Origin of the sequence: Herbaspirillum rhizosphaerae, assembly GCF_046025915.1 — a bacterium.
GTDB classification, from domain to species: domain Bacteria; phylum Pseudomonadota; class Gammaproteobacteria; order Burkholderiales; family Burkholderiaceae_D; genus Herbaspirillum; species Herbaspirillum rhizosphaerae_A.
This window is the reverse complement of sequence record NZ_JAQQFR010000017.1, coordinates 1-16,920: the sequence shown is the minus strand read 5'-3', so window position 1 is coordinate 16,920 and position 16,920 is coordinate 1. Positions and strand designations below refer to the sequence as shown.

The 16,920-nt window shown below is 57.4% G+C and carries 17 protein-coding genes; 10 read left to right on the top strand and 7 right to left on the bottom strand.

Annotated features, from left to right (window positions below):
* Positions 1–7 precede the first annotated feature (7 nt).
* Together PQR63_RS21355 and PQR63_RS21350 are read left to right on the top strand one after the other, a co-directional pair.
* A complete protein-coding gene (locus PQR63_RS21355; RefSeq protein WP_408169956.1) occupies positions 8–1,117 on the top strand; it encodes an ABC transporter ATP-binding protein in 1,110 nt (369 codons plus the stop codon).
* Complete coding sequence (locus tag PQR63_RS21350; RefSeq protein ID WP_408169955.1) at positions 1,114–1,932, top strand: phosphodiesterase; 819 nt, start codon at positions 1,114–1,116, stop codon at positions 1,930–1,932. The genes PQR63_RS21355 and PQR63_RS21350 overlap by 4 nt, the downstream gene beginning before the upstream one ends.
* Before the next feature lie 52 nt (positions 1,933–1,984).
* Here the strand turns inward: PQR63_RS21350 and PQR63_RS21345 are convergent, their stop codons facing one another.
* The 5 genes from PQR63_RS21345 to PQR63_RS21325 all read right to left on the bottom strand — a co-directional run bounded on the left by PQR63_RS21345 (position 1,985) and on the right by PQR63_RS21325 (position 4,910).
* Positions 1,985–2,311 carry a barstar family protein gene (locus tag PQR63_RS21345; protein WP_408169954.1) on the bottom strand — a complete coding sequence of 109 codons (327 nt, stop codon included), beginning with the start codon at positions 2,309–2,311 and terminating at the stop codon, positions 1,985–1,987.
* A 2-nt stretch (positions 2,312–2,313) separates the two neighbouring features.
* Positions 2,314–2,757, bottom strand: coding sequence for an ExbD/TolR family protein (locus PQR63_RS21340; protein ID WP_408169953.1), 444 nt, complete (start codon positions 2,755–2,757; stop codon positions 2,314–2,316).
* Positions 2,754–3,449, bottom strand: a complete 696-nt coding sequence (locus PQR63_RS21335) for a MotA/TolQ/ExbB proton channel family protein (protein WP_408169952.1) — start codon at positions 3,447–3,449, stop codon at positions 2,754–2,756. The genes PQR63_RS21340 and PQR63_RS21335 overlap by 4 nt, the downstream gene beginning before the upstream one ends.
* A gap of 132 nt (positions 3,450–3,581) precedes the next feature.
* Positions 3,582–4,388, bottom strand: coding sequence for a 4-hydroxy-tetrahydrodipicolinate reductase (gene dapB / locus PQR63_RS21330; protein WP_408169951.1), 807 nt, complete (start codon positions 4,386–4,388; stop codon positions 3,582–3,584).
* A 12-nt stretch (positions 4,389–4,400) separates the two neighbouring features.
* Positions 4,401–4,910: an outer membrane protein assembly factor BamE gene (locus tag PQR63_RS21325; protein ID WP_408170072.1), complete on the bottom strand. Its 510-nt coding sequence runs from the start codon at positions 4,908–4,910 to the stop codon at positions 4,401–4,403.
* An 80-nt stretch (positions 4,911–4,990) separates the two neighbouring features.
* Here PQR63_RS21325 and fur point away from each other — a divergent pair, with 80 nt between their 5' ends.
* The gene (gene fur, locus PQR63_RS21320; RefSeq protein WP_007881067.1) at positions 4,991–5,416 is read left to right on the top strand and encodes a ferric iron uptake transcriptional regulator; all 426 of its coding nucleotides are present in this window, start codon (positions 4,991–4,993) and stop codon (positions 5,414–5,416) included.
* A gap of 161 nt (positions 5,417–5,577) precedes the next feature.
* On the opposite strand, the gene hrcA is transcribed toward fur, so the two are convergent.
* On the bottom strand, positions 5,578–6,609 hold the full coding sequence (hrcA, locus tag PQR63_RS21315) for a heat-inducible transcriptional repressor HrcA (RefSeq protein WP_408169950.1): 1,032 nt from the start codon (positions 6,607–6,609) through the stop codon (positions 5,578–5,580).
* A 65-nt stretch (positions 6,610–6,674) separates the two neighbouring features.
* Positions 6,675–7,364, bottom strand: a complete 690-nt coding sequence (locus PQR63_RS21310; protein WP_408169949.1) for an HAD family hydrolase — start codon at positions 7,362–7,364, stop codon at positions 6,675–6,677.
* Between the two features lie 44 nt (positions 7,365–7,408).
* Between PQR63_RS21310 and PQR63_RS21305 the strand changes: the two genes are divergently transcribed.
* From PQR63_RS21305 to can, 7 genes are all read left to right on the top strand, one after another.
* Positions 7,409–8,326: an NAD kinase gene (locus PQR63_RS21305; RefSeq protein WP_408169948.1), complete on the top strand. Its 918-nt coding sequence runs from the start codon at positions 7,409–7,411 to the stop codon at positions 8,324–8,326.
* 78 nt (positions 8,327–8,404) lie between these two features.
* A complete protein-coding gene (recN, locus tag PQR63_RS21300) occupies positions 8,405–10,051 on the top strand; it encodes a DNA repair protein RecN (protein ID WP_408169947.1) in 1,647 nt (548 codons plus the stop codon).
* A gap of 51 nt (positions 10,052–10,102) precedes the next feature.
* Positions 10,103–11,209, top strand: a complete 1,107-nt coding sequence (gene hemH / locus PQR63_RS21295; RefSeq protein ID WP_408169946.1) for a ferrochelatase — start codon at positions 10,103–10,105, stop codon at positions 11,207–11,209.
* 591 nt (positions 11,210–11,800) lie between these two features.
* Positions 11,801–12,364, top strand: coding sequence for a nucleotide exchange factor GrpE (grpE, locus tag PQR63_RS21290; protein ID WP_408169945.1), 564 nt, complete (start codon positions 11,801–11,803; stop codon positions 12,362–12,364).
* A gap of 195 nt (positions 12,365–12,559) precedes the next feature.
* On the top strand, positions 12,560–14,503 hold the full coding sequence (gene dnaK / locus PQR63_RS21285) for a molecular chaperone DnaK (protein WP_408169944.1): 1,944 nt from the start codon (positions 12,560–12,562) through the stop codon (positions 14,501–14,503).
* Between the two features lie 209 nt (positions 14,504–14,712).
* On the top strand, positions 14,713–15,846 hold the full coding sequence (gene dnaJ, locus PQR63_RS21280; protein ID WP_408169943.1) for a molecular chaperone DnaJ: 1,134 nt from the start codon (positions 14,713–14,715) through the stop codon (positions 15,844–15,846).
* 308 nt (positions 15,847–16,154) lie between these two features.
* Complete coding sequence (gene can, locus PQR63_RS21275) at positions 16,155–16,835, top strand: carbonate dehydratase (protein WP_408169942.1); 681 nt, start codon at positions 16,155–16,157, stop codon at positions 16,833–16,835.
* The last annotated feature ends 85 nt before the right edge of the window (positions 16,836–16,920 follow it).

Genomic DNA, 16,920 nt, shown 5'->3' with positions numbered 1-16,920 from the left:
TATGTCCATGAGTTCTTCCACGAGTTTTTCCAACACTACAGCGCTGAAACCGCTGTCGATCAAATTGGTTCAGTGTTCCAAGACCTTCGGCAATGGTGCACCTGCACTGGAACCGATTGACCTGGAAATCCATCCCGGCGAAACGCTGGTTCTGCTCGGGCCGTCCGGCTGCGGCAAGACCACGACCTTACGCCTGATCGCGGGCCTGGAGTTTCCCGACGCCGGTGGCCGCGTACTCTTCGGCGATGAAGATGTCACCGACTTGCCGATCGAGAAGCGCGGCGTCGGCATGGTGTTCCAGAACTACGCTCTGTTCCCGAACATGACCGTCGGCGAGAACATCGCGTATGGTCTCAAGATCCGTAAGATGGCGCCCGCCGAGCGGTTGGCAAAGATCGATACCCTGCTGGAAATGGTACATCTGCAAGGGCTGAGTCATCGCCGCATCGACCAGTTGTCGGGCGGCCAAAAGCAGCGTGTCGCATTGGCGCGCGCACTGGCGGTCGAACCCAAGGTCTTGCTGCTGGACGAGCCGCTGACGGCACTTGATGCCAAGCTGCGCGAGACTCTGCGCGCCGACCTCAATCAATTACTGCGCAAGCTCGGCATTACGGCGATTTACGTCACCCATGATCAGGGCGAAGCCATGGCGCTGGGCGACCGGGTGGTGGTCATGGAGCGCGGCAAGATCGCACAGATCGGCAGTCCGCAAGACATCTACTATCGTCCGGTCAACAACTTCGTCGCCGACTTCATCGGCACGATGAATCGTGTCACCGGTGTGGGACGCGCAGGGCAGCTGTCATTCTCCGCCGGTGCGGTGCCAATGGCTGCGGTGAAGGATAACCAGACCATGACGGCGATGTTCCGTCCTGAGGATGTCGACATCGTGCCGCTGGAAACCGTCGGGGCGGAGATCTTCGGCGACGTCATGTCGACCTTCTTCATGGGCGACCGCACGCGCTTGCTGGTGGACATCGGCGGCGAGATGCCGATCATCGTGGAAACGCGCCGCCGCGGCGTCTGGCACGCCGGCGAGCGCATCGGCCTGCGCGTGCCTGAACAGGCGGTCATGCAGCTGCCGGGCAAGCCATGGGAAGGAGAGGAACGCGCATGATTCTCTGTCAAATTTCCGATCTGCACATCAAGGCGGCAGGCAAGAAATCCTACAAGGTGGTCGATACGGCCGAAAGCCTGCGTCGCTGTATCGCGCAAGTGAACCAGTTGAAACAGCGTCCCGACGCGGTGGTGTTCACGGGTGACCTGGTCGACTTCGGTTTGCCCGAAGAGTACGCGATGCTGCGCAGCTTGCTGGCACCGCTGAGCGTGCCTTACTACCTGTTGCCGGGCAATCATGATGAGCGCCAGGCGTTGCGTGAGGCGTTTCCGGAGCATGCCTATCTTCAGCAAGGTGGTGAGCGCATCGAATACGTCATCGACGAACATGCGTTGCGCATCGTTGCGCTGGACACGGTGATTCCACGTTCCAGCAACGGCGAGCTTGCACCCGCCAGCATGGTCTGGCTGGATCGCGTCCTGATTGAGCAAGCGCAGCGGCCGACGGTGATTGTGATGCATCATCCACCGTTCACGACCGGCATCGGTCACATGGACGATATCGGTCTGGCGAATCCGCAGTTGCTTGAAGAAGTGGTGCGGCGTCATCCTCAGGTGGAGCGCGTCTTGTGCGGCCACTTGCACCGCCCGATCACGACGCGTTTCGGCGGCACGATTGCCTCAACCTGCCCGGGTGTGTCGCATCAGGTGGTGCTGGATCTGGATCCGCAGGCGGCGTCGCAGTTTGTCATGGAACCGCCGGGATTTCAGTTGCATCTGTGGGATGAGCGGGCCGGACTGATCAGTCACACGGCCTACGTTGGTGAGTTCGACGGGCCGTATCCGTTTTATGACGGCGATAATCTTATTGACTGAGTGATCGACTGAGTGATCGACTGATCGAGCAGCTCTTCAGGAAAAAAGAGGATTACAGCAGCGCCAGCTTGAGCGTTGCTGTTTCTTCGTAGTCTTCGCAGCGCTCGTTGATCATGGCGACGCAGAATTGCAGGTCTTCCACGATGTCCGGCGCGGCGGCGCGCAGCTTTTCGCTGTGCTGGACTTCAATCGTCAGTACTTCATTTTCCTTCAGCACGAACTTGCTCATGCCGTCGTCATCGCGCAGATAGCTCAGGCAATCGACCCAGGCGTTCATGTTGCGGCCGTAGAAATCGGGAAAGCCGAATACTTTCTCGCATTCGGTGTGGAAGCTTTCCCAGTCGGTGATGAGTTCACCATTCAGGCGGGCGGTTGGCATGATTATTTTTTCTCCGCGCCCGCAGGCGAATCAGGTTTGGGATCGGTGACAAAACCGAGTTTGGTGAGACCGTTGCTTTGCGCCGCAGACATGACATCCGCAATCACTTCATAACGCGTCGCCTTGTCCGCACGCAGCTGGACTTCCGGCTGCGGTTGTTTGGCGGCGGCTGCGCTCATGCGGTTGGTCAGTTCGGCCAGCGTCACGGGCTGGTCCTGCCAGTACAGTTTGCCGGCAGCATCGATGGCGACGCTGATGGTTTGCGGCTTTTCCGGTGCCGGTGCGGATTTGGCGGTCGGCAGGTCGAGTTGCAAAGAGTGAGTAAACAGCGGTGCCGAGAGGATGAAAATCACCAGCAGCACCAGCATCACGTCGACCATCGGCGTGACGTTGATTTCGGCCATCGGGCCAGAATGCTGATTGTCGTTGAAGCCGCCGAAGCTCATGATTGCCTCTCGCCGACACGTTCGCCGGTCGTCAGATAAGCGTGCAGGTCGTGTGCAAAGCCGTCGAGTTCCGCCAAGGTCAGACGGTTGATGCGCGTGAAGGCGTTGTAGGCAAGCACCGCAGGAATCGCCACCACCAGACCGAGCGCGGTCATGATCAGCGCCTCGCCGACCGGGCCCGCGACCTTGTCGATTTGCACGGTGCCGCTGGCCGATACCGCCGCCAGCGCGTGATAGATGCCCCAGACCGTGCCGAACAGGCCGACGAAAGGCGCGGTCGAGCCGACTGACGCCAGCAGTGTCAGACCGCGCTCAAGCCGTGCTGAGACGCGGTTGATTTCACGGCGCAGCGTGCGCGTGATCAACTCGCCGGGGTCGGTGGCGGCGTTCAGCGACGGCGCGCCTTGCTGTTTGGAGGAAATACTGGCCGCTTCGGACGAGCGTAGCGCCAGAGGGACATAGATTTCTTCGCTGTCGACGTCTTGCATGGCAGCGATGGCGTCGGTCAGCGTCGGCGCTTTCCAGAAGCCGTCCAGTGCATTGCTGCTGCGGCGGATGCGCCACGAACTCCAGGTTTTGGAAAGGATGTAATACCAGCTGGCGATGGACATCACCAGCAATACATAAGCGACAGCATGTGAAACGGCGTCGCCCTGTGCCCAATAATGGGCGAATCCAACGGTTTGTTCCATGGTGTGATCTCTAGGTTAACGGCAATAGAAGAGCAAAGGAATGGCAATCCGTTGGAGCGGTCATCCGTGAAAAGATTCGATGCAGATTCAATCCGGCACGCGATGAAAGCAGGCGCACCGGATCGGGATGACTTACTTCAGTCCCAGCACGTCCTGCATGTCGTACAAGCCGGTCGACTTGTCAGCCAGGAAGCGCGCGGCGCGCAGGCTGCCATGAGCGTAGGTGACGCGGCTGGACGATTTGTGGGTGATCTCGATACGTTCGCCGATGCCGGCAAACAGCACGGTGTGGTCGCCGACGATGTCGCCGCCACGGATCGCGGAGAAGCCGATCGACGACGGATCGCGTTCGCCGGTAATGCCTTCGCGGGCGTAGACGGCAACGTCGTCAAGCTTGACGCCGATAGCGTCGGCAATGACTTCGCCCATTTTCAGCGCGGTACCGGACGGCGCATCGACCTTGTGACGATGATGCGCTTCGATGATTTCAATGTCATAGCCGTGCGTAAAACTTTTGGCCGCCATTTCCAGCAGCTTGAGCGTCACGTTGACGCCGATGCTCATATTGGGCGCCTGCATGATGGCCGTCTTGGTCGCGGCGGCAGCGATGGCATCCTTGGCGTCTTGTTCCAGGCCGGTGGTGCCGATGACCATCTTGATGCCGTGAGCGGCGCAGTATTCTGCGTGCTTCAGCGTGCCTTCAGGGCGGGTGAAGTCGATCAGGACATCAACGTTGGCCAGGCCTTTGGCCAGGTCGGATTCGATGGCGACGCCGGCAGGCTTGCCGAGGAAAGAGGCTGCGTCAGTGCCCAGGCTCGGCGAGCCCGGCACATCCAGTGCGCCGGCCAATACCATGTCGTCGGCGTTCTGGATGGCTTCGATCAGCATGCGGCCCATACGGCCGGAAGCGCCGGCTACGGCGATTTTCAGTGCGCTCATAGTGCTAAAGTCTTACTTGTTCGTAATGGTCGGGGCGATCGGCGTATCGGACAGTTCAGGCATGGCGCCTTTTTTGGAACCGGCGATCAGTGACAGATATTCCTGCTCAGTCGGCAAGTCGTTGCCGCCTTCGTAGCGATCCATCAGGTTGTCCTTGAAGAACACCGAAACGCGGCTGCTCATGATTTCGCCGTTGCCTTTGGCCAGACGGAATTCATAATCCCAGCGATCTGTGTGGAAAACATCGGTCAGCAGCGGTGTGCCGAGGACGAAGCGCACTTGCTCGCGCGTCATGCCAGGCTTCAACTGAGCAACCATTTCCTTGGAAACGAAGTTGCCTTGCTGGATATCGATACGATAAGGTTTGAAGAAGCCGAACAGGCTGCCGTCCTTCTTGATCACATGTACGCCGCTTGCGTCAGCCGATGCTGCGCCTTCTGCCGGTTTGTTGGATGCACAGCCGGACAGCAGGGAGCCCAGCGCGATTAGCGTGAGGGCGGTAATACGGGTGGAAGGCAACATTCGCATAAAGATTTCAATTGGTTGAGCAATTGTGCTAAAACGCTATATGATAAAGCAGATAACCCGATTTTTACTGAAACATGCCTAATAATCCATCCGAACTGAAAGCCAGCGGCCTCAAAGCTACTCTGCCGCGTCTGAAAATCCTGGAAATCTTCCAAAACACTGAAGTGCGTCACCTCAGTGCCGAAGACGTCTACAAAATCCTGCTGGCCGATAATCTGGACGTGGGGCTGGCAACGGTCTACCGCGTGCTTACCCAATTCGAGCAGGCTGGCCTGTTGCAGCGTAATCACTTCGAAACCGGCAAGGCCGTGTTCGAACTGAACGAAGGCTCGCACCATGACCATCTGGTCTGCCTGGATTGCGGCAAGGTCGAAGAATTCTTCGACGCCGAAATCGAGAAGCGCCAGGTCAAGATTGCTCAGGAGCATGGTTTTGAGATCGCCGACCATGCGCTGGCGCTCTACGGACATTGCCGCGATTGCCAAAAAACCAAAAAGTAAGGCTTGGATTCAGCAGTCGTTCAGCAGTCGTTCAGCAGCGGTTCAGCATTACCTGTAAAAAAGCCATCCGGTAGTCATACTGGATGGCTTTTTTATTTTCTGTCCTGCGCCCGTAAAGTTGGGTAAGGAGTTTGCAACATTGTTGCTCGCTGCCTCAGAGATCAACTGTTGCTTAACGCGCTTGAGAGCAACTTGGCGGTAATGTCGACGATGGGAATTACCCGTTCATACGCCATGCGCGTCGGACCGATCACGCCCAGCGTGCCGACGATCTTGCCGTTGACTTCGTAGGGCGCGGTAACGATGCTCATGTCGTCCATCGGCACCAGTTGCGATTCGCCGCCGATGAAAATCTGTACACCGGTGGCCTTGCTCGATACATCCAGTAGTTGCATCAGGCTGGTCTTCTGTTCGAACATGTCGAACAGCTTGCGCAGGGACGTCATGTTCGACGACAGATCGGACACGCTCAACAGATTGCGCTCGCCGGAAATCACGACGTTGTCGGATTCATCCGTCATGGCGTCGCTGCCGGCTTCGACCGCCGCCTGCATCAGACTGGTCATGTCGTCGCGCAGTTGGCGTAGTTCGTTTTGCAGGCGCAGGCGCACTTCGTCGAAACCGAGGCCGCCGTAGTGTTGATTGATGTAGTTGGCTGCCTGCACCAGTTGCGATGGCGTGTAATCAACGTCGGTCAGCAGCAGGCGGTTTTGCACGTCGCCGCGCGGACCGACGATGACCAGCAGGATGCGTTTTTCGGACAGACGCAGAAATTCGATTTGCTGGAAGATCGACTCGCGCTTGGGCGTCATGACCACGCCGGCGAATTGCGACAGCGACGACAACACCTGGGCCGCATTGGAAATGATCTTTTGCGGCGAGTTGATCTGTGAGCGCGATTGCAGTTTTGTCTCTAGCGTCGCCTCATCGATGGCATCGATCGACTCGATGGTCAGCAAGGTGTCGACGAACACGCGATAACCGCGCGGCGTCGGAATCCGTCCGGCAGAGGTATGCGGGCTGGCGACGAAGCCCATGTCTTCCAGGTCGGCCATGACGTTGCGGATGGTCGCCGGCGACAGTTCGAGCCCCGAAATCTTGGAGAGCGCGCGCGAGCCGACCGGCTGGCCATCGGCGATATACCGTTCCACCAGTGCCTTGAGCAGGGTTTGAGCGCGATTGTCTAGTTGCATGTCTTCATTCTAACGACCCGGGGGCAGGCCTGCCAGCGTCTTCTGATTTATATGTGCATGGTTGTTCAGGTTGCCAGCCAGCTTGCCAGTTCGGTCAGGTCGGTACACACCGCATCAGGGCGCACATGATCGGGCAGCTCGCGTTTGAAACGATTCATCCAGACGGCCCGCAAGCCGGCCTGCTGAGCGCCCAGCACGTCCAGTGTCAGGTCGTCGCCGACATAGACGGTCTGTTCAGGTGCGACGTCCAGCGCCGTGCAGGCGGCATGAAAGATGGTCGGATCGGGTTTGGCCGTGCCGAATTGGTGCGCAGCAATGGAAATCTCGAAATGCTCCGCCAGCCCGATGCGGCCAAGGTCGGCAAAACCGTTGGAGACGGTGCCGAGCCTGACGCGCGGTTTCAACTGGAGCAGGCCCGGAACCACATCGTCGAATGGCGTGACGGCATTGCGACCGGTCGTGAAAATCTCCATGGCCGGATCGGCGAGCGCCGGGTCTTCGCCATGTTCGGTCAGCACAGCGATTAACGCGGTATGGCGCAACGCCCACAGGTTGATCTTGTACTTCGGATCGCTCTTTGCCAGCAGCATGCGGCGCGCGCGCAGGCTTTCGATCGTTTCCCGTTGGACTACGCCTGGTGCGTGTTGACGCAGCCAGTCGTAAAGCTGGCTTTCGGCGAGATGCAGCACCGGCTCGATGGCCCAGAGCGTATCGTCGAGGTCGAACAGGACGGCCTGTATGTTGGTTTTGTTCATGAAAATCGGTTCAGAATCGTCTAAATTATGCTTTAATCCGCAGCATGTGGCCCATCAAATTACCCGTACAGGCGGCAACGCCCAAAACCATCGCGATCGTCGGCAAATTTCATGCCGTCGGCATCGCGCAGTCTTTATCCGATATCGCAGCGTTTCTGGAGGCGCACGGTCACACGATCGTGTTTGAAGCCGAGACTGCGCAAAACGTCGCATTGGAAGGCTACGACGCCATGTCGCCGGAGCAGATCGGCCAGTTCGCCGATGCCGCCATCGTGGTCGGCGGCGACGGTACGATGCTTGGCATTGCCCGCCAGCTCGCACCTTTTAATGTACCGCTGATCGGCATTAACCAGGGGCGACTGGGTTTCATGACGGATATTTCCCTAGACCGCATGATACCGGTATTGGCCGACATGCTGGATGGAAAAGTCGACGTCGAGACGCGCTCCTTGCTGGAAGCGACGGTATATCGCGACGGCGAACAGATTTTCAATGCGCTGGCGTTCAATGACGTGGTGGTGGCGCGCGGCGCATCGTCCGGCATGGTCGAGCTGACCGTCGAAGTTGACGGTCGCTTCATGTACAACCAGCGTTCCGACGGCCTGATCGTGGCGACCCCGACCGGTTCGACGGCCTACGCCTTATCAGCGGGCGGCCCGATTCTGCATCCGAGTTTGCATGGCATCGTGCTGGTACCGATTGCGCCGCATGCCCTGTCGAACCGTCCGATTGTGATTCCAGATTCTTGCGAAATCTTGATCCGCGTCGTCAATGGCCGCGACATCAGCGCCAATTTCGATATGCAATCGTTGACCAGTCTCACTCATGGCGACCTGATTGTGATCAAGCGTTCAGCGCACAAGATCACCTTTTTGCATCCGGAAGGCTGGAGCTACTACGACACGCTGCGGCAAAAATTACATTGGAACGAATACCCTTCAGTCGAAGGCCGCTTACAATAACGGCCAATCTCCAAGTCCGCGGCCTGTCTGCGCGGACGCGGCAAGCGATATTTTAAAAACATCCATTCTCAACATCCCATGCTGCGTACCCTGTCGATTCGTGATTTCGTTATCGTCGATGCCATCGAACTTGAGTTCGCACCCGGATTTTCCGTCTTCACCGGCGAAACCGGCGCGGGCAAGTCGATTCTGATCGACGCGCTGGCGTTGGCCCTTGGTGGGCGTGGTGACGCCAGTGTGGTGCGCGAAGGCGCGGCCAAAGCAGATATTACGGCTGATTTCAGTGTGAGTGACGAGGCCGCTGCCTGGCTGGAAGCGCATGAGTTCGCCGACGAAGATGGTGCCGTGCTGTTGCGCCGCGTGATCGACAACGCCGGACGTTCCAAGGCCTTCATCAACGGCATTGCCGCCACTGCGACGCAGTTGCGGGAGCTGGGCGAAATGCTGGTTGATATTCACGGCCAGCATGCACATCAGTCCTTGCTCAAGGCGGATGCGCAGCGTCAGTTGCTGGACAGTCAGGCCGGGTTGCTGGATGAGGCAAAGGCCGTTGCCGCCGCCTACAAAACATGGCGGGCGCTTGCCAGGCAACGCGAAGAATTTGAAATCAACGCCAAAAACGTTCTGCTCGAACGCGAGCGTCTGGAATGGCAAGTCAGCGAGCTGGAAAAGCTGGCCGTCAAGCCGGGCGAGTGGAGCGATATCAGCAACGAACACAGCCGCCTGTCGCACGCTGCGAGTCTGATCGAAGGCGCGCAGGAAGCGCTCAGCGCGATTTCCGAATCGGAGTCGCCGATCCTGTCGCAACTCTCGTCCCTGACCCTGAAGCTTAGCAAGCTGACTGACGTTGATGCCGCTCTCAAGCCGGTCATGGATGCGCTGGAGCCGGCGCAGATTCAGTTGCAGGAAGCCGTTTACGCGCTCAATGATTACCTCGATCGCGTCGAGTTGGATCCGGCGCGTCTGCAGCAGGTAGAAGGGCGTCTTGAAGCGATTCATTCAACCGCGCGTAAATTCCGCGTCACGCCGGATGAGCTGCCGCAAGAGTACATCAAGCTGGCCGAAGAATTGAAGCAACTGGCCGACGCCAGCGACCTCGACGCTTTGCGCGCGCAGGAAGAAAAACTCAAGGCCGCTTACACCAGCGCCGCGCAGAAATTGTCCAGAGGCCGCACCAAAGCCGCCAAGGCCCTGAGCGAGGCGGTGACCGCAGCCATGCAGGATCTGAGCATGTCCGGCGGACGCTTTTCGATTGGACTCGAAGCATGCGAACCGGCGGCGTATGGTCTGGAGCAAGTCGAGTTTCTGGTTGCAGGTCATGCTGGCGTCGTACCGCGCCCGCTGGCGAAAGTTGCCTCCGGAGGTGAGTTGGCGCGCATAGCGCTGGCAATCTCCGTGATCGCATCCAGCTCGACGGCGACGCCGACCTTGATTTTCGACGAAGTCGACAGCGGCATCGGCGGCGGTGTGGCCGAAGTGGTGGGGCGCCTGCTCAAGCGCCTTGGGCAGGATCGCCAGGTGTTGTGCGTGACGCATTTGCCGCAGGTCGCCAGCCAAGGCAATCAGCACTTCCAGGTCAGCAAGCGCAATGACGGCGGCAAGACCGTGTCGCAGATCGAAGCGCTGGACGCCAAGTCGCGCGTGGAAGAAATCGCACGCATGCTGGGCGGCCTGGAAATCACAGCAACCACGCGCAAGCATGCTCGTGAATTGCTCGCCCTCTGACGTCGCTGCAGCTTCCATTTTCCCGCCATCGCCAGACCATCACGGACTTTCATGCCATTTCGTAAAGAACCCCCCTACACCCACGGCACGCCAGCCGGTACCGCGATCGTACTGGTCAATCTTGGCACGCCTGATGCGCCGACGACGCGTGCGGTGCGCCGCTATCTGAAGCAATTTTTGTCCGATCCGCGTGTAGTGGAAATCCCAAGGGCGGTGTGGTGGTTCATCTTGAATCTCATCATCCTGCCGTTTCGCTCCAGCAAATCCGCAGAAAAATACGCCTCGATCTGGACTGACGAAGGTTCGCCGCTCAAAGTGAATACTGAGCGTCAGGCAACGCTGTTGCGCGCGCGCATGCAAGAGCGCGGCCATCGGGTGCAAGTGACGTATGCGATGCGTTACGGGCAGCCGGCATTGCCCGACGTGCTGGACAGCCTCAAGGCGCAGGGTTGCGATCGTATCCTGATTCTGCCGGCCTATCCGCAGTATTCCGGTACGACGACAGCATCGATTTTCGATGCGGTGTTCAGCCATTTCTCCAAGGTGCGCAACGTCCCCGAGCTGCGCCTGATCAAGCATTATCACGACCACGACGCTTACATTCAGGCGCTCAAGGCTTCCGTACTGGCGCATTGGGCTGCCAACGGCCAGCCGGACAAGCTGGTGATGAGTTTTCACGGTGTGCCCAAGCGCACCTTGCTGCTCGGCGATCCCTATCATTGCGAATGCCACAAGACGGCACGGTTGCTGGCAACGGCGCTAGGTTTAAAGGAGACCGAGTATGTGGTGACTTTTCAGTCGCGCTTTGGCAAGGCCGAGTGGCTGCAACCTTATACGGCGCCGACCTTGCAGGAGCTGGCGCGCCAAGGTGTGCAGCGGGTGGATGTCATGTGTCCCGGTTTTACCAGTGATTGCCTGGAAACGCTGGAAGAAATCGCGATGGAAGCCAAGGCGGAGTTCCTGCATGCCGGCGGCAAGGAGTTCAACTTCATCCCGTGCCTGAATGGCGATGCAGCCTGGGTGCAAGGCATGATGGAAATTGCAGAGCTGCATATGGTCGGCTGGCCAACCATGGCCGGCGCCGCGCTGCGCGAAGAAGAAAAGAAGCAGGCCGAAATCTCTGCCGAACAAGCCCGCCGTCTGGGCGCGACTCAATAGACTAAAGTGGATGTAAGCGAGCGTCAGCCTGTTAAAATAACGGGCTGCGCAGTTATTGCGCTACGGAAATGCAAAAGTCTTGTGAAGTTATTGCCAAGACAATGCCGGGCTTGAAATATGGCCCCGCTGAAGCAGATTCAGTACAGCGCGATGAGCTGCGAATAGCTGATCCAGGCTGCTGCCAGCAAGGTGTAGGCAATGACGGTGGCGGAGATAAGCGGCAATTTCATGACGTCTCCTTGAAGGTTGTTAGGGGAAAAAGAGCGATGACATCATCATAAATGTTGCAACGCGATTCCCTATTTCAAGTGTAGTAAATTCTGTAACAAGACGTTAGATGCGGCTTAGAACGTTTAGTTTGATGCAGATGACTTTTTTGCGGCGATCGATTGATCGGCCGATGCTCGCTGAACAACTGAACATTTATCTATCCCGTGTCATACCCCTTGAAAAACAAGGGTTATAGCCTCATGTGCCTTGCCATGCACGGCGTGCGGTCAAAAAATGGCCGGTCTGAGGTGTAGACCCAGACTCAGCTCAGGTTCAGGCGCTGAAGATTAAATATGCGTTATCAGTTGGAGATTGTTAAATATGCAAGATACAGAAAAACAGACGGAAAACGAACAGGTGCAAACCGCACAAGCAGGGCAGGACGCTCAGGCTAATCAGTCCGACGCGGCTCCGGCTGCAACTGAGCCAACGGTGGAAGATCAATTGATCGCCGCCGAGGCGAAGATTGCCGAGATGCAGGATGCTTTCCTGCGCGCCAAAGCCGAAGCCGAAAATATTCGCCGCCGTGCTCAGGACGATATCAGCCGTGCCCACAAGTTTGCGATCGAAGGTTTTGCCGAGTCGCTGCTGGCGGTCAAGGACAGTCTGGAAATGGCGCTGAAGATCGAGACGCCATCGGTTGAATCGCTCAAGGAAGGCGTCGACATGACATTGAAGCAATTGTCGTCGGCTTTCGAAAAGAACAAGTTGCTGGAAATTCATCCGCAAGCCGGCGAAAAGCTGGATCCGATGAAGCACCAGGCTATTTCTGCCGTGCCGGCAGAGCAGGAAGCCAATACCGTCGTGGCAGTGTTGCAAAAGGGTTATACGATTTCCGAGCGCCTGCTGCGTCCGGCGTTGGTGACTGTGGCACAAGGTAAATAAGCTGTTGTAAGCATCAAATATAAGCAGCAAACAAGTAGCCTCGGCAGCAACGAAACAGAAAAAAGAGAACAAACGGCACAAAATTTGCTTTTAAGTGACATTCCACGCTTGAAAGCGCCAGTTTTCTCCACATATTAAAACTATCAAAACTATTGTTGTTCCCTATTCGGGGACTTAAGGATCGAAGGAAAAATCATGGGCAAAATCATTGGTATTGACTTGGGTACAACCAACTCGTGCGTCTCCGTCATGGAAGGCGGTCAGCCGAAAGTCATCGAAAACTCCGAAGGCGCGCGTACCACGCCTTCCATCATCGCGTATCAGGAAGACGGTGAAGTGCTGGTTGGCGCACCTGCCAAACGCCAGGCCGTCACCAATCCAAAGAACACCATCTACGCAGCGAAGCGTCTGATCGGCCGCAAGTTCGACGAGAAGGAAGTGCAAAAAGACATTTCCCTGATGCCTTACCAGATCGTCAAAGCCGACAACGGCGACGCCTGGATCGGCGTACGCGACAACAAGCTGGCGCCACCGCAAATCTCCGCAGAAGTGCTGCGCAAGATGAAGAAGACTGCTGAAGACTACCTTGGCGAAGAAGTGACGGAAGCGGTCATCACCGTTCCTGCCTACTTCAACGACGCGCAACGTCAGGCAACCAAGGATGCCGGTCGTATCGCCGGTCTGGAAGTCAAGCGCATCATCAACGAACCGACAGCTGCTGCGCTGGCGTTCGGCCTGGACAAGACTGAAAAGGGTGACCGCAAGATCGCGGTGTATGACTTGGGCGGCGGTACGTTTGACGTTTCCATCATCGAAATCGCAGATGTCGATGGCGAGAAGCAATTCGAAGTGTTGTCCACCAACGGCGATACTTTCCTCGGCGGTGAAGACTTCGACCAACGCATCATCGATTACATCATCGAAGAGTTCAAGAAGATCAACGGTCTGGATCTGTCGAAAGACGCGATCGCTCTGCAACGCATCAAGGCATCTGCTGAGCGCGCCAAGATCGAACTGTCGTCGTCGCAACAAACTGAAATCAACGAACCGTACATCGCCATGGCAAATGGCGCGCCGGTTCACTTGAACCTGAAAATCACCCGCGCCAAGCTGGAATCGCTGGTGGAAGAGCTGATCGCCAAGACGATCGAGCCATGCCGTATGGCGATCAAGGATGCAGGCGTCAAGGTCACCGACATCGACGACATCATTCTGGTCGGCGGTATGACCCGTATGCCTAAGGTGCAAGAGAAGGTGAAGGAGTTCTTCGGCAAGGATCCACGCAAGGACGTCAACCCTGACGAAGCAGTCGCCGTCGGCGCTGCGATTCAAGGTTCGGTTCTGTCGGGCGAACGCAAGGACTTGCTGCTGCTGGACGTCACACCACTGTCGCTGGGTATCGAAACCATGGGCGGCGTGATGACCAAGATGATCAAGAAGAACACGACCATCCCGACCAAGTTCAGCCAGGTGTTCTCGACTGCCGACGACAATCAGCCTGCCGTGACCATCAAGGTCTATCAGGGTGAGCGCGAAATGGCTGCCGGCAACAAGGGCCTGGGCGAATTCAATCTGGAAGGTATTCCACCATCGCCGCGCGGCACGCCGCAAATCGAAGTGACCTTCGACATCGACGCCAACGGTATTTTGCACGTCGGCGCCAAGGACAAGGCCACCGGCAAGGAAAACAAGGTCACCATCAAGGCCAACTCCGGCTTGAATGAAGAAGAGATCGAAAAGATGGTGCGCGACGCCGAGGCTAACGCCGACGAAGACAAGCGCCTGAAGGAGCTGGCCGAAACCCGCAATCAGGGCGACGCGCTGGTTCACTCCACACGCAAGGCACTGACTGAATACGGCGACAAGCTGGATGCCGGCGAGAAGGAAACCATCGAAGCTGCCGTCAAGGAACTGGAAGAAGTGTTGAAGGCGAACGACAAGGCCGCCATCGACGCCAAGACAGCAGCACTGTCCGTGGCAGCGCAAAAGCTGGGCGAAAAGATGTACGCTGACCAGCAGGCGCAACAGGCTGCGGCCGGTGGTGCAGCTGGCGCGGCAGGTGCAGGTGCTGCCGGTGCAGGCGAATCGCGTCCGAAGGACGACGACGTGGTCGATGCCGACTTCAAGGAAGTGAAGTAATTTCGATTGCCGGCGGTGGCGTTCTCGATTCTGAGTACGTTTCTCCGCCGGCAAGCGAAGCAGTCATTCAGGAACACGTCGACCGGCTTTACCGGGCGACACGCCGAGCAAGATGGTCGAAAGATCGTCTCTCGGCTTTTTCACATTGTTGGTTTCTTGTTGGTGTTGACCGCCCACAAGAAAAATCCAATAACAAGGTGTTATAAAACATGGCAAAACGTGACTTTTACGAAATTCTAGGTCTGGCGAAAAACGCCACTGACGACGAAATCAAGAAGGCTTATCGCAAACTGGCGATGAAGTACCATCCTGACCGCAACCCTGACAGCAAGGGCGCGGAAGACAAGTTCAAGGAGGTCAAGGAAGCCTACGAGATGTTGTCGGATGCGCAAAAACGCGATGCCTACGATCGTTATGGTCATGCCGGCGTCGACCCGAATATGGGTGGCGGCGGTGGCGGTGCGGGTGCAGGCGGTTTTGCCGATGCCTTCGGCGATATTTTCGGTGACATCTTTGGCGGTGGTGGTGGCGGTCGTGGTCGCAGCTCGGGGCCACAGGTCTATCGCGGCGCCGATTTGCGCTACAACCTGGAAATCACGCTCGAACAAGCGGCCCACGGTTTCGACACCACGATCCGCGTACCGTCCTGGGACGAGTGCGACACCTGCCATGGCTCCGGTGCCAAGCCAGGTACTTCGCCGACGACTTGCGGCACCTGCGGCGGCCACGGCCAGGTGCGCATGCAGCAAGGTTTCTTCAGCATTCAGCAGACTTGTCCGAAGTGTCACGGCAGCGGCAAGGTCATTCCTGAGCCATGCCCGACCTGCGCCGGCGCCGGCCGTCTGAAACGCAACAAGACGCTGGAAGTGAAGATCCCTGAAGGTATCGACGACGGCATGCGTATCCGTTCGTCCGGCAACGGCGAACCCGGCATGAACGGCGGTCCTCCAGGCGACCTGTATGTGGAAATCCACATCAAGCAACACGAAGTATTCCAGCGCGACGGCGACGACCTGCATTGCGAAATGCCGATCTCTTTTGCCAAGGCAGCACTGGGTGGCGAAATTGAAGCGCCAACCTTGAGCGGCAAGGCGTCCTTCACGATTCCTGAAGGCACGCAATCGGGCAAGACCTTCCGCTTGCGCGGCAAGGGCATCAAGGGTGTTCGTTCCGGTTACGCCGGTGATTTGTTCTGCCACGTTGTGGTGGAGACGCCGGTCAAATTGACCGAACGCCAGAAAGACCTGTTGCGCGAATTTGAGAAACTGACCATCGAAGGCGGCGCCAAGCATAGTCCGCAGACCAAGACCTGGAAAGACAAGGTCAAGGAATTCTTCGAGTAAGCTCCCTATAAAACCTGCGGCGCTTCGGCCATAAGTCAAAGCGTTGCAGGTTTTTTGCATGTATTTTCTATACAATGCAGTCGCGGCAGTCAGTGTTGTATCCTGATTGCCGAACATTTCCCGAAAGACATTTTTGCATGCGCCAAGGCTGATTGCTTCAGCCGATCGGGCCGGCAGGGCGGAAGCAGCGTCCGCCGCGATCGCGTGTGCACCGTTTTTCGTTCATTCACCACCATGCATGCCGTCACATCGTATCGTGTCATTTCATACGCTGTGCGACGGAAGTGTGACACTCGATCTTGCCGACTATGACCAAACCAAGCCAACAAGACCAGGTTCAGGAACTCCTCCTCCAGGGCAATCGCCGCTGGGCATCCGAAATTACGGCGCGTGATCCCGACTTCTTCTTGAAGCTGGGCTCGCAACGTTCTCCTGAATATTTCTGGATCGGCTGTTCCGACAATCGCGTACCTGCCAACGATTTGCTGGGTTTGTTGCCGGGCGAATTGTTCGTCCATCGCAACATCGCCAACGTGGTCGTGCACACCGACTTGAATTGCCTGTCGGTACTGCAATTTGCGGTCGACGTGCTGAAGGTCAAACACATCATCATCTGCGGTCACTACGGTTGCGCCGGCGTGCAAGCGGCATTGACCAAGCGTCGTGTCGGTCTGGCCGACAACTGGCTGCAACACGTGCAGGATGTGCATGAAAAGCACGTCGGTTGTTTCCATGAGCATATGTCCGAAGGTGATCAGCATGATCGCCTGTGCGAACTGAACGTCTTGGAGCAAGTCGCCAATATCTGCCGCACTACCATCGTCACCGACGCCTGGGAACGTGGTCAGGAGCTTAGCGTTCACGCGCTGGTATATGGCGTGCACGATGGTTTACTGGAAACGTTGTCGCCAACCATCGGCAATGCCGACGAATGCAGCCGCCATCTGGCACAAAGCCTCGGACGTTATCGCGATATCAGCGGCGACTGATCATTGATGATTGATCAGCGACGAGATGTTTGATCGCAAATAGAAAAAGCCTGCATGAACATCATGCAGGCTTTTTTTTGTCCGT